General features: G+C 43.6%; 19 protein-coding genes. 7 read left to right on the top strand and 12 right to left on the bottom strand.

Translation table 11 applies throughout. The features are described 5' to 3' along the window. From hisA to hisIE, 3 genes are all read left to right on the top strand, one after another. Positions 1-738, top strand: a complete 738-nt coding sequence (gene hisA, locus G327_RS0114620; RefSeq protein ID WP_019615540.1) for a 1-(5-phosphoribosyl)-5-[(5-phosphoribosylamino)methylideneamino]imidazole-4-carboxamide isomerase — start codon at positions 1-3, stop codon at positions 736-738. Between the two features lie 165 nt (positions 739-903). Continuing rightward, complete coding sequence (hisF, locus tag G327_RS0114630) at positions 904-1,677, top strand: imidazole glycerol phosphate synthase subunit HisF (protein WP_019615542.1); 774 nt, start codon at positions 904-906, stop codon at positions 1,675-1,677. Beyond that, the gene (gene hisIE, locus G327_RS0114635; protein ID WP_019615543.1) at positions 1,674-2,303 is read left to right on the top strand and encodes a bifunctional phosphoribosyl-AMP cyclohydrolase/phosphoribosyl-ATP diphosphatase HisIE; all 630 of its coding nucleotides are present in this window, start codon (positions 1,674-1,676) and stop codon (positions 2,301-2,303) included. The genes hisF and hisIE overlap by 4 nt, the downstream gene beginning before the upstream one ends. Positions 2,304-2,364: 61 nt before the next feature. Here hisIE and G327_RS0114640 read toward each other — a convergent pair whose 3' ends face one another. Both G327_RS0114640 and G327_RS27550 read right to left on the bottom strand, forming a co-directional pair. Then, entirely contained in the window at positions 2,365-3,594 is a 1,230-nt protein-coding gene (locus tag G327_RS0114640) for a DEAD/DEAH box helicase (protein WP_019615544.1), read from the bottom strand. A 516-nt stretch (positions 3,595-4,110) separates the two neighbouring features. After that, positions 4,111-5,796, bottom strand: a complete 1,686-nt coding sequence (locus tag G327_RS27550; protein ID WP_019615546.1) for a glycoside hydrolase family 19 protein — start codon at positions 5,794-5,796, stop codon at positions 4,111-4,113. Between the two features lie 490 nt (positions 5,797-6,286). Here G327_RS27550 and G327_RS0114655 point away from each other — a divergent pair, with 490 nt between their 5' ends. Then, on the top strand, positions 6,287-7,027 hold the full coding sequence (locus G327_RS0114655; RefSeq protein ID WP_019615548.1) for a substrate-binding periplasmic protein: 741 nt from the start codon (positions 6,287-6,289) through the stop codon (positions 7,025-7,027). Positions 7,028-7,139: 112 nt separating this feature from the next. On the opposite strand, the gene G327_RS0114660 is transcribed toward G327_RS0114655, so the two are convergent. From G327_RS0114660 to G327_RS0114690, 7 genes are all read right to left on the bottom strand, one after another. Further along, positions 7,140-7,778, bottom strand: coding sequence for a hypothetical protein (locus G327_RS0114660; RefSeq protein ID WP_019615549.1), 639 nt, complete (start codon positions 7,776-7,778; stop codon positions 7,140-7,142). 360 nt (positions 7,779-8,138) lie between these two features. Next, positions 8,139-9,539: a DUF3943 domain-containing protein gene (locus G327_RS0114665; RefSeq protein WP_019615550.1), complete on the bottom strand. Its 1,401-nt coding sequence runs from the start codon at positions 9,537-9,539 to the stop codon at positions 8,139-8,141. Positions 9,540-9,913: 374 nt separating this feature from the next. Continuing rightward, a complete protein-coding gene (locus tag G327_RS0114670; RefSeq protein WP_019615551.1) occupies positions 9,914-11,035 on the bottom strand; it encodes a hypothetical protein in 1,122 nt (373 codons plus the stop codon). A gap of 373 nt (positions 11,036-11,408) precedes the next feature. Continuing rightward, positions 11,409-12,026 carry a fructose PTS transporter subunit IIA gene (locus tag G327_RS0114675; RefSeq protein ID WP_019615552.1) on the bottom strand — a complete coding sequence of 206 codons (618 nt, stop codon included), beginning with the start codon at positions 12,024-12,026 and terminating at the stop codon, positions 11,409-11,411. Between the two features lie 12 nt (positions 12,027-12,038). Beyond that, positions 12,039-13,733: a sugar phosphorylase gene (locus tag G327_RS0114680; protein ID WP_019615553.1), complete on the bottom strand. Its 1,695-nt coding sequence runs from the start codon at positions 13,731-13,733 to the stop codon at positions 12,039-12,041. Next, complete coding sequence (locus G327_RS0114685; protein WP_019615554.1) at positions 13,726-16,362, bottom strand: glycoside hydrolase family 38 N-terminal domain-containing protein; 2,637 nt, start codon at positions 16,360-16,362, stop codon at positions 13,726-13,728. The genes G327_RS0114680 and G327_RS0114685 overlap by 8 nt, the downstream gene beginning before the upstream one ends. Positions 16,363-16,433: 71 nt before the next feature. Then, on the bottom strand, positions 16,434-17,834 hold the full coding sequence (locus G327_RS0114690) for a PTS fructose transporter subunit IIC (RefSeq protein ID WP_019615555.1): 1,401 nt from the start codon (positions 17,832-17,834) through the stop codon (positions 16,434-16,436). A gap of 206 nt (positions 17,835-18,040) precedes the next feature. Between G327_RS0114690 and G327_RS0114695 the strand changes: the two genes are divergently transcribed. From G327_RS0114695 to G327_RS0114705, 3 genes are all read left to right on the top strand, one after another. Continuing rightward, on the top strand, positions 18,041-18,700 hold the full coding sequence (locus G327_RS0114695) for a MurR/RpiR family transcriptional regulator (RefSeq protein WP_019615556.1): 660 nt from the start codon (positions 18,041-18,043) through the stop codon (positions 18,698-18,700). 215 nt (positions 18,701-18,915) lie between these two features. Then, the gene (locus G327_RS0114700) at positions 18,916-19,659 is read left to right on the top strand and encodes an oligogalacturonate-specific porin KdgM family protein (protein ID WP_019615557.1); all 744 of its coding nucleotides are present in this window, start codon (positions 18,916-18,918) and stop codon (positions 19,657-19,659) included. Positions 19,660-19,943: 284 nt separating this feature from the next. After that, on the top strand, positions 19,944-21,095 hold the full coding sequence (locus tag G327_RS0114705; RefSeq protein ID WP_019615558.1) for an iron-containing alcohol dehydrogenase: 1,152 nt from the start codon (positions 19,944-19,946) through the stop codon (positions 21,093-21,095). Between the two features lie 195 nt (positions 21,096-21,290). Here G327_RS0114705 and G327_RS0114710 read toward each other — a convergent pair whose 3' ends face one another. The 3 genes from G327_RS0114710 to G327_RS0114720 form a co-directional block, all read right to left on the bottom strand. After that, positions 21,291-21,845, bottom strand: a complete 555-nt coding sequence (locus G327_RS0114710) for a heme-binding beta-barrel domain-containing protein (protein WP_019615559.1) — start codon at positions 21,843-21,845, stop codon at positions 21,291-21,293. A gap of 250 nt (positions 21,846-22,095) precedes the next feature. Beyond that, positions 22,096-24,045: a bifunctional diguanylate cyclase/phosphodiesterase gene (locus G327_RS0114715; RefSeq protein ID WP_019615560.1), complete on the bottom strand. Its 1,950-nt coding sequence runs from the start codon at positions 24,043-24,045 to the stop codon at positions 22,096-22,098. Positions 24,046-24,052: 7 nt separating this feature from the next. Continuing rightward, a complete protein-coding gene (locus G327_RS0114720) occupies positions 24,053-24,748 on the bottom strand; it encodes a transglutaminase-like cysteine peptidase (RefSeq protein WP_026339373.1) in 696 nt (231 codons plus the stop codon). Position 24,749 lies beyond the last annotated feature (1 nt).

Consider the following 24,749-nt stretch of genomic DNA (forward strand, 5'->3'; position numbering starts at 1 on the left):
ATGATTATCCCAGCATTAGATCTTATCGACGGTAAAGTCGTTCGTTTATACCAGGGCGATTACGCACAAAAAACCGTTTACAGTGATGATCCGCAAAGCCAGTTTACTATCTACAACCAGCATGGTGCAGACTGGCTGCACCTGGTTGATTTAGACGGCGCAAAAGATGTAACCAAACGTCAGTTAGATGTGATTGCCGGCCTGATAAGTAATACTCCGGCTAAAATCCAGATCGGCGGCGGCGTACGTACTGAACAGGACGTTAAAGACTTATTAGATGCCGGCGCGCAGCGTGTAGTTATCGGCTCAACAGCGGTAAAAGAACCAGCAATGGTTGCACGCTGGATGGAAAAATACGGCGCTGAGCATATCGTATTAGCCCTTGATATTAATATTGATACAGACGGTAATAAGATTGTTGCAGTATCCGGCTGGCAGGAAGCAAGCGGCCAGACCATTGAATCACTGCTGGAAATCTATTTAGCAGTCGGCCTTAAACATGTACTTTGTACAGATATTTCCAAAGACGGCACCTTAACAGGCTCTAACGTGGATCTTTATAAAGAGATGGCGGCAGCTTACCCGCAGGTTGCCTGGCAGGCATCGGGTGGTATTGGATCACTCGATGATATTGCAGCTGTTGCCCGCTCAGGCGCATCCGGCATGATCGTCGGTCGTGCCCTGCTGGAAGGTAAGTTTAATGTGAAGGAGGCGATCCAATGCTGGCAAAACGCATAATAGCTTGTCTGGAGATGAAAAATAGTCAGTCTGCTATGGAATACGTCAATAACGTTAAGGGGAATACTCCATGCTAGCAAAACGCATAATTCCCTGTCTGGATGTAAAGGACGGGGACGCGCAAAGAGTTGCCTTTTACGAATACCAAACCATGGAGTTAACCACATGCTAGCAAAAAGAATCATTCCTTGCTTGGATGTCAAAGACGGTCAAGTAGTAAAGGGTGTACAATTTCGTAACCATGAAATCGTCGGTGATATTGTCCCCCTGGCTAAACGCTACGCTTCCGAGGGCGCAGACGAGCTGGTTTTTTACGATATCACCGCAAGCTCTGATGACCGGGTGGTAGATAAAAGCTGGGTAAGCCGCGTTGCAGAAGTGATTGATATTCCGTTCTGTGTTGCCGGCGGCATTAAAACTGAAGAAGACGCGCGCCGTATTTTAGAATTCGGCGCCGATAAAGTATCAATCAACAGCCCGGCGCTTGCAGATCCGAGTCTCATTAACCGGCTTAGTGAAAAATTCGGCGTGCAGTGTATTGTTATCGGTATCGACTCTTACTTTGATGAACAGACGGGCCAGCACCAGGTAAAACAGTTTACCGGCTGCGAAGATGCAACACGCACCACTAACTGGAACACCTTTGACTGGATCAAAGAGGTACAGTCACGCGGTGCTGGTGAAATCGTACTAAATGTAATGAATCAGGACGGTGTCCGCTGCGGTTACGATATCGAACAGTTAAGTCAGGCGCGTGCCGTTTGTAATGTGCCTTTGATCGCCTCCGGCGGCGCGGGTGAGATGGAGCATTTTGCTGATGTATTTAATACAGCAGATGTAGACGGTGCATTAGCCGCCAGCGTATTCCACAAACAGATAATTAATATTGGCGAGCTCAAAGCTTACCTTAAAACACAACAGGTAGAGATTAGATTATGAGTCAGACACTAATGAATGAAGAGCAGCTTAACAGCTTAGACTGGGCAAAAGTCGATAACCTGATGCCGGTTGTTGTGCAGAATCGCACCTCAGGTAAAGTGTTAATGCTTGGATATGTAAATCAGGAGTCACTGGCGGCCACACTTGAGTCCGGTAAAATGACTTTTTTCAGCCGTACTAAACAGCGTTTATGGTGTAAAGGTGAAGAGTCGGGTAATTTTTTAAACGTACTAGAAATCAGTACCGACTGCGATAACGATACGCTGCTGGCAATTGTTGAGCCTGTTGGTCCAACTTGCCACCTAGGCACTGAAAGCTGCTTTAAAGGTGAACTGCAGCCGGCATTAACTTTTATTGCTGACCTTGAACAGGTAATTGCAAGCCGTAAAGGTGCAGATCCAGAAAGCAGCTACACAGCAAGCTTATACGCTCGCGGCACTAAACGCATCTCGCAAAAAGTGGGTGAAGAAGGCGTTGAAGTAGCACTGGCGGCTATGGCTAAAGATATGGATGAGCTGACCTGCGAAAGTGCTGACTTGTTATATCACCTGACCGTATTACTACAGAATGAAGGTCTTCAGCTGTCAGATATCGCAGCTAAACTGCAGGAACGTCATAGTAAATAAACGAAGGTTTATTTACCAGACAGAAAAAAGGTGAGCATTTAGCTCACCTTTTTTATTTTCATTAAGAGCGGCTTTTAGCCGGCTTTCTTCGTGTATTACGACGGTTTGATGATTTAGCATTTTTAGGGGCATGACCAGCATCAGAAGCCGGCACTTCTAATTTAGGCTGAAAACCTTCAATCTCTTTGCGGGTAATAAACTCACCCAGACGCTTTTCAATAGCACAAAGGTTTCTAAAGTCATCTCGAGAAACAAAGGAAATCGCTTCACCAACAGCTCCTGCACGGCCGGTACGGCCGATTCGATGAACATAATCATCGGCTTCATCGGGCAGATCGTAGTTAACCACACGGGTAAGGGAGTCAATATCAATACCACGGGCGGCAATACCCGTCGCTACCATAAACTTAAGCTCGCCTGCTTTAAAATCTTCTAACAACTGCGCACGTACCGCCTGACTTCTGCCGCTGTGAATGGCTTCCGCTTTAATACCGCGTTTTTCCAACTGGCTAACCAGCTTAGCGGCACCACGTTTCGTTTCAATAAAAATAAGTGCCTGATCCCATTTATTTTCTGTGATTAAAAAGCTCAGCAATGCAGATTTAGTATCTTTATCCACCGTGATTAACCATTGCTCAATCTTCGGGGTTGCAGTACTGTCCGGCCTAATCGCAATTTCAACGGCGTTTTCAATCGCCGTTCTTGCTAAAAAACGTACCTGCTGAGAAAGCGTGGCAGAAAACAGCAGGTTCTGTCTTTTCTCCGGCAGGCGCTCCACAATTTTATTAATGTCTGCAATAAAGCCCATATCCAGCATTCGATCGGCTTCATCCAGCACCAGGACTTCCAGCTCATCAAAATGTATCGCTCTACGAGTATACATATCCAGTAGTCTGCCCGGGGTCGCAACCAGAATATCAACACCTTCTATCAGGCGCTCTTTCTGCGGCTCTGCATCAACACCGCCGTACATCGCCATTGAAGTAAGGTGTAGATGCTTACCGTACAATGCAATATTAGCCTCAACCTGTATTGCCAGCTCGCGAGTCGGGGTTAGAATAAGTGCACGAATACGCTTGGCACGTACAGCAGGCGCATCCATAAGATTTTGTAATATAGGCAGTACAAAACTCGCCGTTTTGCCGGTACCGGTCTGCGCGGCCGCAATAAGGTCTTTACCCGCTAGGATAACTGGAATAGCCTTGTGTTGAATAGGCGTAGGGGTCTCATAGCCTTGTTCGGCTACAGCTTTTGCAATCGGATCGCTTAATCCAAGCTTGGAAAATGGCATTTGCTGTCTCAGGTATATAATAAATAAACAAACTGTTAGGGCTTGAAAGCTGTAACAGAAAAATATGGGCGACTATTCTAACACGAAGGAGCTGTGGAGGCAGAATTAATAAGGCAAGATATTTGCGTCTTTAAAAAATGCAGATAATAAAAAATCCGCCAATTTACAAGGCGGATTTTTATTAACAACAAGTTTATACCCGTTATCATTCAAGATGCAAAAATCAGCAAGTCGTGAGGTGGACATATTCTAGGCGTGAAGGTGAAGATCTAACGGGTTAAATCGAGACTTCACAACAACGAAGATGTTTGCCTCACGGCTTGCCCCGTGGGTCGCCAGCTCGAAACCAATACTGTGTTGCAACATTCGATAAGGACTAGCCATTATCATCATGTTTCGCCTTATCTTGGTGTCCGAGCTGGCGACTGATAAATGCATTTTGATTGGTAACGGGTATATGCATTACAGCATTATCTGCAGTGTTCCCCCGTACTGCAGATAATGACTGTTAAACGGTTATGAACATGAAATCTCATCCCAGAACCAGTTAGAAGTGGTTGGTGATTCCCAGATGCCCGGGCTGTTTTTAGCAATAAAACACTTGCCGTTATGTGTTACTTTATCGCCGTCAGCAGCTATGGTTTCCCCTGCCTGCCACTGGATAAAATCTGATAACACTGGAGCAGGTTCAGGTGTTGGTTCCGGCGCAGGCTCAGGAGTCGGATCTGGTGTTGGCTCCGGCGCAGGTTCAGGAGTCGGGTCTGGTGTTCCTTCAAGCAGCTTCCATGGACCGCCTAAATCCGGCTGATTCCCCTGATTCCACCATTGAGCTTGGTAAGTCGCACCTTTATAAGAAGCCTGGTCTCCGGCTAGATAAACTTTACCTGCATCCCATCCGCCCGTTCCGTTATCAGGATCATCCGGATCAGGTATCACCAGATCATCGACCACACGTACCTCCGGCCAGTTGGCATGCGAGCCGTAAAAATTAGTGACACATTTCTCATAATCCCCCGGGACCAGCGCAGAATAAGCCGTTTGAAAGCCAACCAGCTCACACTCAAATGACTGGCCTTCCGGGCGGTCTGCGTAATATTTCCAGTTACCGTCCCAGTTGGTGTACAGCACATCCGTAGCACCATTGAGATTTATGCTTCCATAAGGCGTCTGCTGCCAGCAGGTATTTTTCTCATCGGACTTATTAGGGATCTGGTAATGTTCAGATAAACCTTCCCAGTAACGGATACGATTAACCGGCTGGCCTTTGCTTTTATTCTGTTCACCACATTCGATTCCGCCGTTAATCACATTGATTGTTGTACCAAAACCGTAACCGATACCGGCATCGATTTCACGCTGTGAAGGTGTCCAGGTACGGTCAATAACATGCAGCATTGCAGGTTTAGGCGCCTGAGGTGTCAGGAAGAACCACACAGCAGAAGCCAGATTCAGCCAGGAGTCTGCAACCAGCCCGGGATTATCCAGCAGTACTGTGGCATCGCCGTCAAACATCACTTCAGAGAAAGCGCCGTAGTTAAAATGGTAAGACAGCTGCTTAGCACCACGACCGAAATAGCCCTGTCCGGCAGCGCACGGCCAGCGGGCATTCTGCCAGTCATCTTGGCCGCAGCCTGTTGTGTAACCGGCCTGCCCTTCAGACCACCCCATCTCACGGACATGCACTAAAGCCTGCTGCCATTCTTCAAGGGCCTGCGGATTATCAGAAGTATTATCTTTAGCAATGTGACCGCCAGTCTCTTGCGAGAAATGCGCAAATGCAGTTACAATTGACTGCTTACAAATCGCATCTGAGTCGCGACCGTCGCTATACTCACCACAAAATGCCGGGAACTTACCGATGGCACGTAAAAAACGTGTGTAGGTATATTCCGGCGCAGCCATTTGCGTCAAGAAATCCCACTCACTCTGCGGAAATACCCGTTCAACACGTTTAACGTTTTCAGGATTAGCGGCAGCATCAGGTTCAATAGCTTCAACAATATTATTAGTGCGTGTCTGCAGCGCTTTGGCCCAGACATCGTACATCGGGTTAGGCGTTTTGCTGTCTTCTGCCGCTTTTATTTCAACACTCGAAACAATATAACCCGCCGGATTGTCCGGATCAGGCTGCGGGCTCATAGCAAAGCTGCTGGATGCAATGCTGCAGCCTATTAATGTCGACAGAAGGGTTCGTTTAAACATCAAAGTATTTCCTTATTTTGTATGCCGAAGGCGGCATGTTCCATCATTTCCGGCAGGCTCATACCAGCCGGAGCTTTTACATTCAGCAGTTTTATTTGTTGTATAAGACATTTGTATCGCCTTATAAAACAGCAGAATAAAACCATCAGGTCAATATTTAAGCACTTGCGGATTTAATTTATAGCATCATAAGAATATTTAGCTCAGCTTTATTTGCGGCGCGCATTATTACTTGTGATCCTGGTCATGAATATTTGACTTTTAGAAAACATGAGTGCCTGCTAACTGATTCTTTAGTCGGAAATACTGAACCATTGAAAAAAAAAGCATGAGCATCGTAGGAAAACAACCGTTACACCGCGCCGCAAACAAACATCTGAACGCTTAGATAATTGCGTTTTAAACTCAACAGTCCCATAATTTTCTAAACAGGAAGAGTCCATTACAACTGTATGTTTATTTCTATGCTGAATATATAACGGGTAACAAAATGGCGGCACTGAAAAGTATATTATTAATTTTATTGATTGGATTATCAGCAGACCCAGGAAAAGCACAGCAGGTAAAAGCCGTCACAACTAATTTCCCCCCTTTTCAGATGCTTATTAACGGCCGGATTGTTGGAATGTCTACAGAAATAGTCCGAGAGATGGCTGAAACGGCAGGTATCAGCATAGAAATTTTCATGTACCCATGGGCCAGAGCTTATCAGAGCGCATTAAGAGAGGATAATGTGCTCATCTATAACCTGTTAAGAACACCTGAACGAGAAAAACAATTTAAATGGATAGGTAAAATAGTGCCCAATGACGTAAATTTCTGGAAATTAAAGTCTCGAAAAGACATTGTTATCCAGAGCCTTGATGATGCAAAAAAATATAGAATAGGTGTCACTAATATGGACATGAAACACCATTACCTTGTTGCTCAAGGATTTAAAAATATTCAAGTCGTTCCCAAAGATATTCAAAACCTCCGCAAACTCCTTGCCGGCAGGATTGATCTGCTGCCTTTTTCTAATGAAATTGTTTTAGTCTATCTGGCAAATATAGGCGAACTTGATATATCTAACCTTGAAAAAGCCTATTTTCTAGATGAAATATCTTCTGATTTATACGTGGCTTTTAGTTCAGCAACATCAGATACGTTAGTAGAAAAATTTACAGCATCCCTGATCAAAATGAAAAAAAACGGCAGGTACGAGAAGATAAAGCAAAAATATCTACAGTGAGAGAAACGGCGCACATCTGTTCGCTGACCAGTTCAGAAAAATAACAAACCGGCCAGCGGCACACTAAAACAAATTAGATACAGCCGGGCTTTTATGCATGCGATGACGTTTGTTACAAGTAAATTTCTCGTACCGCATCCAACAGTGCGTAATGTAAGAAACTATCTTTAATGCGGGTGGCCGGATGTAAATAAGAAACGATAAACTTACCGGAACTATATTCCAGATATTGAACTCCCCTGCTGGTTACCTGCCACGGCGTATTTTCAAGGCCAAGCGCCCACTTCAACTGTCCGCCGGTACCGCAGCAGACTGTAATGTCTGCAGAATACAATTCGAACTGCTTCTTAATAAGCAGCCTGCTCTGCTCAAGCATATCATTTGAGTTGTGTGCAGGGGTTGTACCAGAGGATTTCTTTAGGTTAAATGCGGCAATATAATTTAATTCTTTAATGCGGAACTCTTTGTTTATCGACTGGTATTCTGACCATTCAATATCATCCTGAAGATGACGGATGCCGTGCGTCCATCTGGAAATATTATCCCAGAGCGGTTCTTTAGCACCTTCTTTGAGAAAACTTCGTAAATCCCGGCAGTCGTCTTTCTTGCCGTTTACATCTTTTAGGACAAAACATATGGAGGGGGTTAATTGTGCAAATTTATCTTCATCTACCACACCATCTAAAACAAACTTTTTTCGGTCAAATGACCAGGCTTCAAACAGCTTTTTTTCTTTCTGAGAAATATTCATAATTTACTTATAACAGATAATCAGACTTCTTCGCATTTAAGCGTTTAACTTATAGTTAAGGACTTAAATGATTTTAGAAGTAAATAATACCAACCATACAACGGTATGTACTTATTTTTCAAAGAATATCTGCAAAGTTTGTGTTTTTTGTCAATAAACAGTCATCTGGTCATTGTTTTATTGCTCTAAAAACGCAATTATTTTATCGGCGTTTTTAGCTTTCAGAGTATAAATTAATACTCGACCAGATAAGTTAACTGCTCAAAAGTCAAAAATGGGCAAGCAGACATTCACAGTATTAAGGAAAAATTTTGCTCCCCAGTCATTATATAAGGAGGGCACAGCAGCCCCTTATCTACTTTATAAAGACCACTCTCCTCTGCCGAAACGATAAATAAGTGAAGTACTTATCTGGCTTTCTCTGGTATTAGTGCTGGTACTGTAATAATTAGACCAGCCAGCTTCAAGCGCCCAGTTATTATCTAATTTATAGTGTAAACCTAAGCCCGCATTGATTTGGAAAGTTTTATCATCTCGATCTTCATCAAACATGATTTCCCCAATACCCGCAGTAAGAAAAGGCCTCAAGTCTGATTCAGCATACAGATAATACAGCATGTCTAAACCATAGTTTTCATACTTAACAGTTTGATCGCTTTGTTTACCTTTTAAATCTGCAGTGCTGTAGTTTAAACGTGTAGAAAAACGTCGAGTGAAATATAAACCCAGTGACCACTGGTAACCATAATCATCCGTTAATCCCCAGCTGTTATCGGGGTTCACATAAACACCACCAACACTAAAACCGATAATACCGGTATCAACGGGATCAACTGGACTGTTTGTATACGAAGATCTTTCTCTGCTTTTACCACTTATACCAGGTAATGCTTTGCTGTCTCCTGAGCCGTACATATAACGGACTGTAAAACCCACCTGATTATCGACAGTTTCATCGTAAGGTGATTTCACCTGCTGATAAGTAAAATATCCCGTACCTGCTTTAATAATATCCTGACCAACCAGGTAATTGAAATTGCGCCCAAGAGAGTCCACCGGATCAAGTAAAAACAACGATGTATTGCCTAATGCTTCCGAGCCTAACACTGTGCCGCCGTTAGCCCAGATTTCTTTTTCTGTATTAAAAGCCCATTCCCCGTATGCCCAGCCAAGAACTGGGGTAACGACTAAATCTTGAATGGATGGAACTTCGGCAAATGCTTCAATACCGTATTCCCAATAAAATGTAGACATCATAAATGAATATAAAAATGCATCCCATTGACGATATCCTGATTTACGTGCTGCCTGGTAATATACCCCGCCAAAATATCCGTGACCGACAACATTAATATACCAGTCATCACGATCCCAGACAGGACCTGCTTTAACATTCTCAAGCCATTTTGCACCTAAGTTATTGTCACGACTAGAATCATCCCAGTTTGTCACCGATTCCGGCATTAATGCTAAAGCACCGATCACCGCAAAGCCATAACCAAATATCGAGTAAGTCTGCGAAAGTAAACGATCTGAATCTTCTCCATTCTCGGCATTAAACAATGACACCCGATAGGGGCTGTCATAAAAGCTCGGAGTTATCTGTTTTTCTTCCCATGCAGAGTTAGTTGGCTTGACTTGATAAGGCCCCTCCTCACCATTATTTTCCTGTGCATAAAGACAGCTTGATGCATAAAACAGACAAAAACAGACTGTATTTTTGAGTAACCTATTAGCATTGTTTCTATTTTGAATCAGCACGACAAATAATCCTTTAATTGTTGCTGTTAGTATCTGCCATAAAAAACTATCAATTTACACCAAAACCAAATCCGTATAAAAAGTATATTATACCAATCGGATTAAGTATGTGATCTACTTTTTGCGTAGGAAAAACTGCTTAGTTCAAGGCGTAAATTGATGTAAATGGTTGTTCCCTTTACGAAATTTACAACGAAGAAATAAGCTGTTTTAACCAGTAAAACTGATCAGCTATTTATTCCGATTGGTATTAGAACACAATCAGATAAAGCTAGCTGGCAGATATAGATAAACAGCGACAGCTGAGCATGCAAAAATCATAGAGGCAGAACGCAGATAACGTTCCACATCTGTTTTGCTTCTTTATTCCTGCTTTATAGCATCTGCGGCCCTGGCCGCACAGGTAACGGCGGACGACCTGCTTTTTTAGGAACTGCAGGCATTTTCAGACCCACGCCCAGCGCACGAGGATCTATATTTCGATCGAGACGGCCTTTGTGCTGAACACCGACAAAAAAAGCACCGAGCAGCCCCCAGAGCCCTTGTTTCTCCATAAACTCTTTCCACATCTGAGCCGGCCCGATTTTGAATATTTTGTCATGGGCATGCATCGTTGCCGCTGCCAGAGTTCCTTCCTGCTTGACGGAAGCGTACAGAACGGCATTCACGAAATGGGAGCAGACTACCCGCTGCTGCAGAACATTGCTCTGCCCCTTCTTCTGATGGCGACGGTCATCTGACTGCAGATCAAACTGGGTCTTGGTCTGGACCTGGGGCTGCCCCGAGGCCGAGACAGGGCCCAGTAACACGGATCCTGCATGCGGAATAATCGCTACTGTGGCTAAATCCCATACGGGATATTTAACGAGGAAATCAATTTTATGATCCCGCAGCCCAAAACGGGCTGATTTTGCTTTTTCTGCAGTTTCAGCAATACGCGGACCATAGTGCCTGCTGCGTAGAACCAGATCATAATGCTCCCTTTTATGTACAGGGGTTTTCACCAAGCCCATAGAACCAATTTCAATGACAGACCCATTGCTATAAATACCTACATGCTGCAGGACCATGGTGGAACATCCTATATTAATTTCTTGGTTGGGGAGCTGACGGTGCCTGAAATCCTGTAAGTCCTGGGCTGCGGAAATAGTAGTTTGAAGAGCTCCCCGCTGATCGATACCACGAGGAACCCAGCGAAAAAGGATATCCCCGTCCCGCAGCTGGAGGTGCTCCGCACTGCTCAAAGTTAGCTCGGCCATCACTTCATGCGCAAGTTCCGGCCCGTGGCGAGAAGCAAACTCTTTAGGGTGCTTTATTGACCAGTTGATTACTGAATCGCGTAAATCAATTAACAGGTGATTACTCAATGCAGAGCATACAGCTGACCTGCTGTGGTGCAGCTGCAGCTTCTTGAAAACATCCTTTAGTTCTTTGCTCTTAACGTGCCCGGTGCCACGATAAGCATCTTTTTTAAACTGCTCAGTGCTGCGGATCATATTAGTACCTCTAATATACGTTGATCTCGTGAGAACATCTGCGAATAACGGCTTATTAGTCATCCGATTATATGTATTAACCATCTAAGGTTCATAATAGACTAAAAATTAAATCAACTAATGAGTTGTATAAATTTATACAAAAATAATAAGTCGATGAATGTACTTAAGAAAACAGGTGCAGTGATATAAAAATAAAAGTAAGAGGGCCGGGTTATTAAAGGAAACCTTGAGAAGAATAATTCTATACATTGTCAATCTATTAACACTACCGGCTACTTACCTATAGATATAATACGAGCATAAATCGATAAAGCAGCTTACCCTGTACACCTAAAGTGCACGCATAAGCTGCTCTTTTAATAAACAGCGTTTAAAGCATGAAGAACATCAGAACAACTAATGCTAAACCGCCTAAAACGAACACAGGATAGGCTTTATCACTCAGATCCGCAGCTTGAACCTCCTCATTGGGTGCAGCTGGATCCGCTTCGTTACTGTCGCTTTCAACACTGCCACAGCTCTCTTCACTGTCCTGGCCGCCGGAAAACAGATCCATTACCTGCTGTGCATTTTTACTTTCTAAAAGGCGCTCTCGAAAGTCATCATCCACTAATGACGAGGTCAATGTTGTTAATAATGCCATATGCGTTGAACCGGCTTGTGCGGGCGGTATCGCTAACAGAAAAATCATATTAACGGGTTCATCACCGTCTAATCCCTGCCACGGCAGCTCACTTTTCAACAGTGCACAGGCAAAAACCGGCGCTCTTACCGCTTCAGATTTACCATGAGGCACAGCAAGATATTCCCCAAGAGCCGTCGGACCTTCTTCTTCACGCTTCATAACAGCATCAAGAAACTGCTGCCTGTCGCTTAATTTACCTGACTCTGTCAGTTTATCGGTCAAAGCTTCAATTGCTTCAATGCGGCTGCTGAACTCAACATCAAGCATGATCAGATCAGGTGTAGTTAATTCAGATAATTTCATTTTATGCCCTTCTTAATGATGTTTTAACCAGACAAACTGGTAGGCGGCGAGTGTAAATTCAGATTTAAGTTTTCTACGGCTGACCAGATCATAACCACTATACGGCAGACTGACCTGCTGATCCTGCTCCGTCAGGTTCATCACATAAGTGACCGCCTGTTCTCCCTCTCCGCGAATAAGTGCAAACAGCCCGGAAGAAAGATTCAATATCTGCTGCTTGGATTGTGGAGAAAACGCAGTTTCTAAGCTTCTCAACTGCAACAAACGAGTCAGTTCAGTACAGATAATATTGCGTAAACTGCCTTCTTCCATCAGTTCACTTTCAAGTACTGATAAATCAAGTTTTTCCCTGTTGATACGTCGATTTATTCCAGACTCCAGCATGCCCTGAATATCATTCTCACTGCCTAACAGGCTATGGTAATAAACAGCCGGGACACCGATAAACGACAGCAGCAGTGACTGAGCGGCTAAAAATTTAGCGGCTTTTTCCTGTCTGCTGTCAGCGGGCTCTGTAAGTGCGCTTAAATAGTTAATATTTAACTCGTAGGGTGACTGTGAACCGTCGCTGTTATTTTTATAATTTACCCGCCCTCCTTTTCGCTCTACTTCCCGGCACATCATCTGTCGATCAGTGTCCTTCAGAATGCCCTCTGTCGGACGCACTCCGATGCCGTCGTGGCTTGCTAAAAAATTAAAATATGTGGTTTTTGAAGCGGCTTGTAAATTGGCATTCGCCTCAAAGGTTAACCCTTCAGCCCATTTAGTTAACACGCGGCTGTCCTGGCTTAAAAAAGCATGCAGGGTTAACGGCGGCAGCGGAAACTGATAAACCATATGGGCCTCATCAGCTTCACCAAAGTAAGAAATATTTTCCGGATGCGGTACATTTGTTTCCGTGATCAGCAGGCAGCCTTTTGCCGTATGATCTAAAATAAGACGCCATAACTTAATGATTTCATGCGCCTGCGGCAGATGAATACAGCTGCTGCCCAGTACTTTCCAGATAAAACCTATCGCATCAAGACGAATCGAGCGGCCGCCGTTGGCTGCATACATAAGCAGAATATCGATACTTTCCAGCAGCACTTTCGGACTGCTGAAGTTAATATCAATCTGATCTTCTGAAAAGGTCGTCCAGATATGCACCGTTTCACCATCTGCTTTGGTAAAAGGCGTTAACAGCGGAAAAGCACGCGGCCGCGTGACACTGGAATGATCGACAGCCGGATCGCTGCTGATAAAATAATCCTGATAAGACTCTTCCCCCGCTAAATAACCCTGAAACCAGTCACTGCTTTTTGATATATGGTTAATCACACAGTCGTACATCAGATCAAAGTTTGCAGCAAGCGCATTCAGATCACTCCAGTCCCCCAGAGCACTGTCTACTGCGCGGTAATCCACTACGCTGAAACCGTCATCTGAAGTATATGGAAACATCGGCAGAATATGAATATTGCTAAGCACGCCTTTGAGATGTTTATCAGCAAAGGTTTTCAGCGTCGCTAACGGAGCTTTTCCCTGCTGTGAAATACTATCGCCATAGGTGATCAGGTAACTGCTTGTCTGATCCACCCAGTTCTGATAAACAGGTGTTTTGCCCTGCCATTTTTCGATTAAGATCAAGATAGATTCACAAATCGAATCAGCCTGTTCCTGACCATAAAGGAGTGTTACTTTCTCTCTGATTTGATTTTTAAACATGACACTGCCCTTTAATCAGTAAACGCAGATCAACAGTGTTATTCGGTGTTACCTGCGCATCGGCATTTTCAATAGTCTGCTCACGATAATTAACAATACTGACCTCTGCAAAGTGGTTAAACTGGTTCAGATCCAGCTGTATCGCTTTGTTAGTCGGATTGTATAAACGTAATAACAACACATCTTTATGATAAAAAGAGTGTGAAATACTCGATAACTGTAAAGCCTGCGACAGTGAAAATAAGCTGAAAGATTTCGCCATTGTCTTTTTATCAAATGATACCTGAAAACGCTCTAAGCGGTTTTCAAAACTATTAAGGCTCTGTTTCTGATAACAAAACGGCTGGTTCAGATACTCAGTTTCTATCTCTCGAATAACCTGATGAGAGGCTTGTGTCGTTAACGCCAGCGAAAAGCTGAAATTCATGCTCTGCTGCAGCTGCGCATCGGGCGTATGCACCACAGTATTATTAATACCTGAAGCACGCCCAGGACGCCATAACAGATCATCTTTACCCAGCACACCCGTTGATTTAAACAGCGTAAAAGCGATCTGATCGGTATCTGCACTTTTCAAAATCTGGAACTCTTTTAACCCCCGTCCGTTAAGGATAAGAGCACGCCCAGATTGAGCAAGTGCAACGATACCTTCGGTTGTTTCTATATCGATCGGACATTCGCGATAATCTGTCTGCCAGCCTTCAATATTCGGCGCAACAGCATGCTCCATTAAAGCAAACGGCTGGGTGCTGATGGATTTATCGGTACAGATGTCTGAGTTGATCACAACACGCACACGATGATCTTTAACCTGATTACAGGTACTGATATCAACCAGAAGGTTCTGCTGTTCTACTGTTAATGTCAAAGTAACAATAAAGGAAAGACAGCGGCTGCTCTGGCCTAAACGACGCTCCTCTAAATCAGCCGGCACAGACATAGTGCAGCGCAGTTTCATCTGCTGGCAAAGCTCACCTTTCTGAGTTTCCAATAACTCAAAGGCATCAGAGTAAAGCGCGGCGTCCCCGGCTAAGGGGGAAAAGTCATAGGAATCACCGTCATCCGCCTGGTTTTCAAAATGAATTAATTTATCAATCACCCGACCGGTACACTTTTCAGTTACTGCTAAACAGCCGTTTTCTAAACGTAAAGAGAGAAAGTCATTATCAATCACAGCACTGATGCTTTTCGGCTGCTCCTGCTTTGTATCTGCTTTTATTACCTGATAAGTACAGTAACCCACTGCTGGTAATTCAGTTACACGGACTTTTAAGGTAAAACGGTAATAGGCAGGCACATCAACCTCTTTCTCACCATCTTTAGTACTTTCTATGACCTTACCACCATCAAGTTTTTCACGTTTAACAAGCTCTGACGGTAAAACAGTTCCTTGATGAAGAATTTCAACCGCTTCATGTTGACTAAAAACAACAGCATCAACAATGCCGTTAAAAGGAGTTAAGCGGTTATTAAAAATCATCAGTTCATCTTCATCACATACCTGCGCGGCAATATTTTTGATGATCAGGTTATATAACCCATGGCAGATCTGTTCAGCCTGTTTTAAACGATGCACAATGTCTGCATTGGTAGCATCACTGTTGCAGCCGCCGATACTGTCATGTGCATGACATTCAATAATTTTCTTCCATGCAATATCTAAAAGTTCGGTATGTACTTCGATATCATGAGCTTTAGCTATAGCACTAAGCAGTTCGAGTTTTTTCAGTAAAAACTGTTCTATTTCAAAGTTGAGTTTTTTAATATCGTAACGAACAGATCCGATAGTTTTATGAATGCGTGTATAACGCGGCGTTTTAAACTCGCCCTGATAGGTTTCAAAACCATCGCTGCTGCGATGCAGATAATCAACATAATTTTCCATTGAAGAGATGCAGTACAAATCCTCCTGCGGACTGCGCTGCGTGGCTTTTCGCAGGGTTTCCGGCAGTTCAGGATCAATATTTACCTGATCGCCGCCGCTGGGAATTAACACTTCATCTAGACCGGACAGGGCTTTTATTTTTTCTACCATTGGAAAAATCTTATTATCCAGGTGGCTCGGCGAAGCCGTAATATTTTTTGCCGCACCGTAACCGTAAACCAGGTTATAAGCGGTAATTCGGTCTCCGCCAGGTGACTGCCAGAAGAAATTAGATCGCTCAACCTGAGAGTCATAATCAATGCCGCGCCAGAAAACGATATTATCGATACCAAAACCTTGGAACAAAGTCGGCATTTGTGCATTATGACCAAAGGTATCCGGCAGATAACCCACCATCATGCAGTGTCCCATCTCTTCAGCAATATGCATTCCGTATTTAAGATTACGAATAATTGACTCACCGGCAACATTAAATGTATCTGTCTGCGTATACCAGGGGCCGATGAACAGGCGTTTATCACGAACAAGTTTTGCCATACGCTCACGCATATGCGGCAGTATTTTCAGATAATCTTCAACGATTGCAGACTGACCGTCTAAATGATAACAGCTGTAGTCAGCCTGCTTTTCCAGTGTTTCAATCACTTTGGTAAAGTTATAAGCAGCTAACACATCACTGTCCTGCTGGGTAAAATACCACTCCCGATCCCAGTGTGTATGCGGGATAACATGAATTTTTGTCATATTGATTTCTCTTTGATTACTGATAAGTCATCTGGACTGTATTAACAGCAGTCCAGACGCTATTGCGAATATTAGGCTTGAGATGAAGCCGGTTTAGTACAGTAAAGAAGTGCAACTGCAACAAAACTGGAGCCGATAATAACGGACAGGGTATAATTGACAGGATCTGAGGACAGGAACCAGCCCCACACAGCAGGTAACGGTAAGCTCTGCATAACGCCCATCAGAACGGCCGCCTGCGTACCAAGAACCGCACCGAGGATCATTATCGGGATCATCTTAGGGTTTTTAAGAATAAACGGAATCGCACCTTCAGAAATACCGATTAAACCAAGCAGTAATGATGTTTTACCCACTGTCTGCTCTTCACTGCTGAAAACACGAGGACGAAAACGTCCGTCAAGCATGGCGGCTAAACCAACACCTATCGGTGGAATAACAATGCCTAATTCACGGGCTATCAGGTCAAAAGAGTCACTCATACCATTAAGACCGAGCGCTACTGAGCCGGCTGCTTTATTAACCGGCCCGCCCAGATCAAACGCAGTACCTGCAGCAATCACCATAGAGTACACGCCTCGTCCGGCATTACCCGCTTCAGTGAATAAAGTGATCATGCTTTGGTTAAGCGCGCCGAAGAACGGATTAATTGCATATTCCATGGTCAATACCATCACTACGCCGCTGACCAGCGGTACCAGGAGCATTGTTTTTAAAGTGGTTAATTCCGTTTTTACTTTAATAGTATCATTGAGATAACGCACTAAATAACCGACTAGAAAACCAATCGCAATCGCACCGAAGAAACCGGAGGGTGCCCAGGTTTCAATACCAAAAAAGCGTTTATATACTTCATCGGACATTACTCCGCCGATAAAGGCCGGTATCAGTGCAGGTTTCCCAGCTATCGAATAAGCAAGGTACCCGGCAAATATCGGATACATAAACTTCATGGTCATAAAGCCTAAACGATCCAGTGTTTCAAAAGGTGTGCCGCTGATATCGATAAACTCGCCGGTTATCTTAGCGACAGCCATCAGCAGTCCACCCAGCACAACAACCGGCAGCATGTAACTGATACCTGTCATTATGTGTCCGATAAACACTTGATATGCCGAACGCTCTTCTTCATAGACAGCGGCAGCTTCGGATTTATCTTTACCCTGCTTCATAGCGGCCGGCAGCAGTTCTTCGGCACGTTTTATCAGTTCTTGGGTACGTACCTTCAGCGGCTTGCTGTTATCAAAACGTTCCATTTCCATAATAGGCACATCAATTGCCAGCACCACAGCATCTGCTGTTGCAATATCATTTGCCGTCAGTCTGTTTTTAACGCCGTCACTGCCCTGCGTTTCAACTTTTACTTCAAAGCCGTGCTTTTCCGCCCAGCTTTTTATTTTTTTGGCAGCCATAAACGTATGTGCAATACCCGTCGGGCAGGCTGTTACAGCCACCAGTTTTTTCTTGGTCATATTCAGATCCTCTGCTTTGAGTGCGCCCAGTATAAAATGAAATATAACGATGGGAATCGTTTCCTCATACATTAAGTGTATGGTGATACGCAGCGCATTCTGCCGGCGCTGACGTTTTAAATCTTTCTTTTAATGATCTTGATCGTAGCATTGCAGTAATAAATACCGCTTAATATTCATCTCTTAATCAGGATAGAAAACGCTAAATGAATACCTTTAAAGGCACTGAACGTCATATATATGAGTTTATTATCAGCCATGCATCAGTCTTAACTGATATTTCAGCCAAGCAGGTGGCGGCTAAAGCGCTCACAACAACAACATCGGTTAACCGTGTCTGTAAGAAAATGGGCTACAGCAGCTACACAGAGCTTCGTTATAAACTAGCGGGAGATTTAATTAATGAAACACACCGGCAGACTGAGCCGCAGACAGATCAGGAAGAAAGTGAAGATAAAATAGCTAAAACTGCACAGGCACTGAAATCGGCACAGGTTGTTTATTTATACTCCCGCGGTGCTTCGCTGGTCAGCGTAAATTACTTATCACGTTTTCTTTCTCTGGCTAATATTCCGCATCTAGTGATCACGGATATTCATCAGCTCAGCAGTGCCAACAAAGGAACGCTTCTGGTGATCAGCAAATCAGGGGAAACCGATGCCGTTATTGATATGACTCACAATGCCAAACGCAAAGAAATGACTGTAATTTCTGTTTCTCATCAAAGCTCGACACTCAGTAAAATCAGCCGTCTAAATATTGATTTAACCCGGCAGATAGACGGTACTTCGGTGTACGGACGGGAAAGCCAGATCGATATTCTGGAAATCGTCGATAAAATTGGCGAACATATATTAAGACGATAGTATAGAGCTTATGCATACGCCGTTGTTGTCAGCACAGAGAAAACGCGGCGGCAAGTTTTTTAACTGTATTCATTGAGACAGTGCACACTAGTACCACCATACAGCGAATGTTCTACGATACCTTTTAATAAATATTCTGCCTTTCCTATAATCCTCGCGACACATAAAACGGTTCACTTGAACTGACTAAGATGATTATTTACAAGGGTAGAATAATGAAACTAAAAACAGCTGGATGCGCAGCTCTGAGTGCTCTCCTAAGCCTGCCGGCCGCCGCAGGTCAAACCAATCTTGATGTACGTTTTGGTTACAACACCACTTCCGAAAATAAAGACAGCCGCGTGAAATTCATGCACACTTTTGACAATGGATTCTATTTCAGTGCAGAAGCAGCTCAAAATCATGGTGACAGCTATTTTGGCGGTAATGATGCTGCTGATGATGAAAAAAACGGCCTGATCGGCAGCGCACAGGAGTTTGAAGGCAGGTATCAGTTTAATGTAACTGAAGACTGGTATATAGCACCAGCATTAGTTGTGGTAACCACAAAAGACCGCACAGATTACCGTCCTTATGTAAAAACAGGTACAACCTTTGCTAACGGTATTGATTTCAGCGCCCGCTACCGTTTTAACTATTCAAATGATGCTAACGGCAAAACATTCCTGGACGGCTCCGGTACAACACGCGATTCATCCCATCAGTTTGATATCTGGGTGGCAAAAAGCATTGCCGACTGGGGACTTATGTATAACCCGCGTTATCGTTTTCAAGACGGCGTAGATCAGGGGACCGGTGGTGATGATTACTGGGAGCACACCATTGTGATTAGTAAAAACATGGATGATTCCTGGACGCCTTATCTGGAACTAGTTTCCGTTGATCAAACCTATGTAAATGACAGCGGCGAGCATAAAAATGATTATGCAGTCCGTCTGGGTATCAATATTGCGTTATAAACAGCAGGCATAACCGCCTATATTCTAAGTGGTTATGCCTTTCTACTGCTGATAGCTTACCAGCAATCCGCGCTGTTTTTCAGCACGGATTATCTATATCCACAGACAGCGCCCCTTTTACTGCGCACCTTCCCTGCAGTAAATGCAGCATCGGTCGCTAATTTGTCACAGCAATGAAGCTAAAGTCGATGATTTATCATGGAAACATGCTTTAATGTAAGCATAGTATACAGCCTCTAGAATCAATATGGCTGGCATTACATTCTCAATAACTGGAGAGCCCCATGAACAATTTTACCTTTTATAACAATACCCGTATTCATTTTGGTGAAGGTCAGATCAGCGCAATTGCTTCAGAAATTCCACAAAATAAAAAAGTATTAGTACTTTACGGCGGCGGATCCATCAAAAATAATGGTGTTTATGAACAGGTCCAAACTGCATTAACAGATCATGACTGGGATGAGTTTTCCGGCATTGAACCAAATCCGCAATACGATACATTAATGAAAGCCGTTGAAAAAATTAACAATGAAGGTTTTGATTATCTGCTTGCAGTCGGCGGCGGTTCGGTTATTGACGGTACAAAATTTATCGCGGCGGCAGCCTGCTTCAAAGGTAACGATCCCTGGGATATCGTTTCTAAATACGCGCCGGTGGATACGGCACTGCCCCTTGGCTCTGTTTTAACACTGCCGGCAACCGGCTCAGAAAGTAACGGCGGCGCAGTGATCACCCGAGGTCAGGATAAACTCGGATTCGGCTCTCCGTTAGTACGTCCCGCTTTTGCCGTTTTAGACCCGACAACCACCCTGAGTTTATCGGCCCGTCAAAGCGCAAATGGTGTTGTGGATGCCTTTGTACATGTCATGGAGCAGTACCTAACTTATCCGGTTAATGCGAAAGTTCAGGACCGCTTTGCCGAAGCATTATTACTCAACCTGATCGAAGAAGGACCAAAGGTGCTTAGAACACCTGACGATTTAGAAGTACGCGCCAATATAATGTGGAGTGCAACGCAGGCCTTAAATGGTTTAATCGGCGCAGGTGTTCCTAACGACTGGACATCTCATATGATAGGTCATGAGCTTACCGGTAATTTCGGCATCGACCATGCACGCAGCCTGAGCATTGTATTACCTGCTGTAATGGACGTCTGCCGCGTTGAAAAAGAAGCTAAATTATTACAATATGCACAACGCATTTTCGGTATTAATGAAGGCTCAACTGAGGAGCGTATTGAGCAGGCTATCGGCAGTACAATCGCATTTTTCAAATCGATGGGGGTTCCGACAACACTGAGCGAAGTTGATCTGGATATCAGTTCAATTGAAGTGCTGCTCAACAGCCTGGAAGCACATGGCATGACAGCATTAGGTGAGCATGGCAAAAATGATCTGATCAAAGCACGTGCTATTTTAGAAACGGCACTGTAATACCAATTCGCCAAACTAATTGGTCTGTTTTTTTATTTGGAAGTGTGGCTTTAACCGCGCAATACAAGAGGCGAGGCTAAAGCCTCACTTCCTAAAACAGATCAGAATATTAAGCAGATTAGTATAATAACTGAAAAGCCTGCTTTGACAGTAGATCAAAGCAGGCTTTTTATTTAAACAGCTAAAGTCGCAGAATTATCGACGCTGTAATGTATTCTGATCAGTATGATCAAACACTCGACCGTAAATATCCAGCACCATTGTCTGTCTATAAGACAAGCTGTTTTTTTCTAAGATAACCTGCTGAACATACTGCTGCAGTTTCGCTTTTTCGCGCATAAACGGTGACTGAATCAGCTGCCAGTCCTTTGAATCGATACTGGCCTGCACATCAAAAGTAATATTTTCTTGTTCTTTGAAGCTGCCGCCGGCCAGTACAGCCATACCGCGCGGGATAGTTAATGAATGCATAACCCGGTTGCTGTCCTGCTCCCACATCCAGTAACCTGTTTCCTGGTGAATAACTTTATCGTTACTGATACGCTGCACCTTCTGCATATAATGAACAGCACTGATCACCTGCTCTTCAGCATTAGAAACATCTCCAGCCTCAGTAAAAGTAATCGTTTCATAATATTCATTGGTCTCGGTGCCGTCCGGCTCAGGCGCCAAATCTGTTCCTTTATTACCTGACCAGACTCCAATTAAACCAGCTAAAGGGCCGTAATTAATTTCAGTATTATCGCTCATCAAATCACCTTTAAGAAAATATAAACAAAATAGATGGATAAATTATACCAAAGGAATTAGTGAAGTGATCAGGTATTAGCAAGGAAAAGAGTGGATAAATAATATGTCGACTGACTGTATTAAGAACAGAGCAGCACCCGCTGGAAATAACAGTAAAAACGATGCACAAAGCTTAAACTAAACATTTCTGCATCGATTTTTATGATTAATCAATTCTTCTAATAACTTCGCAGCACTAAAGTGTAATCACTTACTTTCGTGAAACACGTTGAATATCAACAGGTGGTGCGATATAACCCTGGTAACCGTCTGTTCTAAGCGGTTTCACCGCAGCCAGATGCTCTTGATCTTCGATACCGGTAATAATCACTTGAATTTCCAAGCCGCGTGCAATATTAACCAGTGCACGACAAAGTTCCAGATTCTGCTGATTTTCCTCATGCTCTTCATGATCATAAGCAGACAATGAAAGGTCCAGCTTAATATAATGTGGTTTTAGTACCTGCAGATAATTTAATGAGCCCATCTGTCTGCCGCAGTTATCCACACCAAATTTAGCACCGCCCTGTTTTATAATTTCACAAAGATCAATACTCGCCTGCAGATTGCCGGTGATACCTGACTCCGGAATTTCAAAATGGACTAACTCTGGAGAAGTAAGCTGCTGCAGATATGAAGCCAGCCAGGTATGGAACTCAGGATCAGTTAAACTTTCACGAGCCAGGTTAACCGCAACAGGTTCGCTGTGAAGGTTAAGAATATTCTGCGCAACTATCGACTCCAGCAGGCAGCAGTCAAGCTGTTTACCTAACGATAAACGTTCGATATAAGGCATAAACTCGCCGGCTTTGACAATTTCATTCTCAATCTGCAGACGACAGTAAATTTCACGCTGCATAACTTTATCTGTTTCAGTGAGCTGAATCGGCTGCCACTGGAGCAGGAACTGGTTATTGCTGATAGCATTGGTCAGACGAGTGCGCCACTCTTCGCGGCTGAACTCCTGCTGTTCATTAACATGGAACCAGCTGCTGACTTTATTCTGTGATATTGCGTTCTGAAGCGCATTGTCTGCCTGTGATAATAGCTCGGCACGGGTAACTTTTACAGTTCGTTCAGTAACACCGATTGCAAAATCCCGGTTCGGTTCGCAGCCCGCTTTTAACATTTCCTGGTTGATCAGGCGGATCAATGACTGCAGATATTCAGTAATCTGCTCGTGCTCACCTTTAGTCACCAGAAAAACAAATTCGGTATTAGAAATACGCGCAATAATGCATTCTTCGTGCTGAGGCAGCGTCTCCTGCATCTGTTTTGCCAGTACCCGGATGGTCTCATCACGCACCTGAAAACCATACTTGCTGTGAATATCTTCCAGCCAGTCAAGCTTAGCTAATAAAAGCCCACCGAACCCAGGCCCCGCCAGCCAGCTGTTTAGCTGTCCAACCAGGTATTGGCGGTTTGGAAGCTGTGAAACAGCATCAAAGAATTTATCGTGTTTTAAAGTGCTAACTTCATTATCCAGTGCACCAAAAACCTGCTTCAGCTGGCGCGACATAGAATTAATTGCCCCGACAACATCGCTTAACTCAGTGGTTTTAGGCAGCGGCATATCCGGATTAAATTTACGCTCGGCAATCTCGCGAGCATGAACCGCCACTTCGTGTAAAGGTTTTAGAATTGCTTTTAAACGAACGTGCAGTAATAAAATTGAGATAAGGAAAAGAGCCGAAAGAATCATCGCGGTATCATTCATTATCCGCCACAATTCACGGTAGCCAATTGCCGGATTTGATTCAATTTTTAGTGTTGCTAACTGCAGCCATCCGGAAGTGATCACAGTCTCTTTTGACTGCACATCAAAAAGATCTAAATCAGTAAACCATTGCGGTACATCCGAAATAACAATTGGATTTTCCCAGACCTGCTCCTGTTGATCAGCCAGCCAGGTAAGACTTACTTTACGGTAAAAACCGCCTTCAAAGATGACGTTAACTAAAGTTTCAGCTGTCGCCATATCACCCGTTTCTAAATGCGGTTTAAGCATTAAACTTAAGGATGTACTGGCATTATTCAGATCTGACTCCATCTGATTAACCATAAAGTCTTTGGTTTCAGTAAACTGAAAATAAAGCAGACTGGACATTACCAGTAAAAACAGTCCGAACAATAATGAGTTTATCTGATTAAACAAGGTCATAAATATGTTACTCCATTCTCAACTTTGGCTGCTTCATATTTGAGGCCCCCATTCGTTGATTCAAATTAGTCCAGCGCTCCAGACGCTCTGATTTACCTGCAACAACCCCCTGGCCTTTTTCTTTATTTAGCCAGAGTTGTTTACCGTTAAAGCTGTATATAGGGATAAGATCTTTACGCTGTGTTGCAGGTTTAATAATGCCGTCGATATTATCTAAAATGATAGGAATAGAACCAGGCGTCTTATAATAAGCTAAAACCATATGGTATTGATTAAGCGTCACCGCCTTTACCATAGTAATGCGCATTTTTTCATCCGGCACTCCCAGTTCAAGCAGGGTGAAATATTTAGCGATAGCAAAGTCTTCACAGTCTCCGCCGTTAACACCGATAAACTCAACCGGCGTTGCCCAGTAATTTTTTTCACCCCAAAGTTTAATATCATCAATAAAAAACAGCATATTAAAAAAATTATTTACTTTAAATAATCTCTCTGCTTCACTGACTTCCTGATACTGCGCCATGATATTTAACCAGGCCTGACCTCTTTTTCCTGCCCGTTCACCATAATTTCTGACCAGGGCATTGATTATCTTCTGATTATTCATTTTTGACTGGGCATGCACATAAAGCAGAGAACCACCTAAAAATAGTATTAAGGTGGTTAACAAAGTTAAAATAACTTTTCTGCTTTTATAGTTCATA

The sequence above is a fragment of the Psychromonas ossibalaenae ATCC BAA-1528 genome (assembly GCF_000381745.1).
GTDB classification, from domain to species: domain Bacteria; phylum Pseudomonadota; class Gammaproteobacteria; order Enterobacterales; family Psychromonadaceae; genus Psychromonas; species Psychromonas ossibalaenae.

Excerpts from the sequence above, each read along its gene's own strand:
- hisA (WP_019615540.1), top strand. The coding sequence starts at position 1 with ATGATTATCCCAGCATTAGATCTTATCGACGGTAAAGTCGTTCGTTTA.
- hisF (WP_019615542.1), top strand. The coding sequence starts at position 904 with ATGCTAGCAAAAAGAATCATTCCTTGCTTGGATGTCAAAGACGGTCAA.
- hisIE (WP_019615543.1), top strand. The coding sequence starts at position 1,674 with ATGAGTCAGACACTAATGAATGAAGAGCAGCTTAACAGCTTAGACTGG.
- G327_RS0114640 (WP_019615544.1), bottom strand. The coding sequence starts at position 3,594 with ATGCCATTTTCCAAGCTTGGATTAAGCGATCCGATTGCAAAAGCTGTA.
- G327_RS27550 (WP_019615546.1), bottom strand. The coding sequence starts at position 5,796 with ATGTTTAAACGAACCCTTCTGTCGACATTAATAGGCTGCAGCATTGCA.
- G327_RS0114655 (WP_019615548.1), top strand. The coding sequence starts at position 6,287 with ATGGCGGCACTGAAAAGTATATTATTAATTTTATTGATTGGATTATCA.
- G327_RS0114660 (WP_019615549.1), bottom strand. The coding sequence starts at position 7,778 with ATGAATATTTCTCAGAAAGAAAAAAAGCTGTTTGAAGCCTGGTCATTT.
- G327_RS0114670 (WP_019615551.1), bottom strand. The coding sequence starts at position 11,035 with ATGATCCGCAGCACTGAGCAGTTTAAAAAAGATGCTTATCGTGGCACC.
- G327_RS0114675 (WP_019615552.1), bottom strand. The coding sequence starts at position 12,026 with ATGAAATTATCTGAATTAACTACACCTGATCTGATCATGCTTGATGTT.
- G327_RS0114680 (WP_019615553.1), bottom strand. The coding sequence starts at position 13,733 with ATGTTTAAAAATCAAATCAGAGAGAAAGTAACACTCCTTTATGGTCAG.
- G327_RS0114685 (WP_019615554.1), bottom strand. The coding sequence starts at position 16,362 with ATGACAAAAATTCATGTTATCCCGCATACACACTGGGATCGGGAGTGG.
- G327_RS0114690 (WP_019615555.1), bottom strand. The coding sequence starts at position 17,834 with ATGACCAAGAAAAAACTGGTGGCTGTAACAGCCTGCCCGACGGGTATT.
- G327_RS0114695 (WP_019615556.1), top strand. The coding sequence starts at position 18,041 with ATGAATACCTTTAAAGGCACTGAACGTCATATATATGAGTTTATTATC.
- G327_RS0114700 (WP_019615557.1), top strand. The coding sequence starts at position 18,916 with ATGAAACTAAAAACAGCTGGATGCGCAGCTCTGAGTGCTCTCCTAAGC.
- G327_RS0114705 (WP_019615558.1), top strand. The coding sequence starts at position 19,944 with ATGAACAATTTTACCTTTTATAACAATACCCGTATTCATTTTGGTGAA.
- G327_RS0114710 (WP_019615559.1), bottom strand. The coding sequence starts at position 21,845 with ATGAGCGATAATACTGAAATTAATTACGGCCCTTTAGCTGGTTTAATT.
- G327_RS0114715 (WP_019615560.1), bottom strand. The coding sequence starts at position 24,045 with ATGACCTTGTTTAATCAGATAAACTCATTATTGTTCGGACTGTTTTTA.
- G327_RS0114720 (WP_026339373.1), bottom strand. The coding sequence starts at position 24,748 with ATGAACTATAAAAGCAGAAAAGTTATTTTAACTTTGTTAACCACCTTA.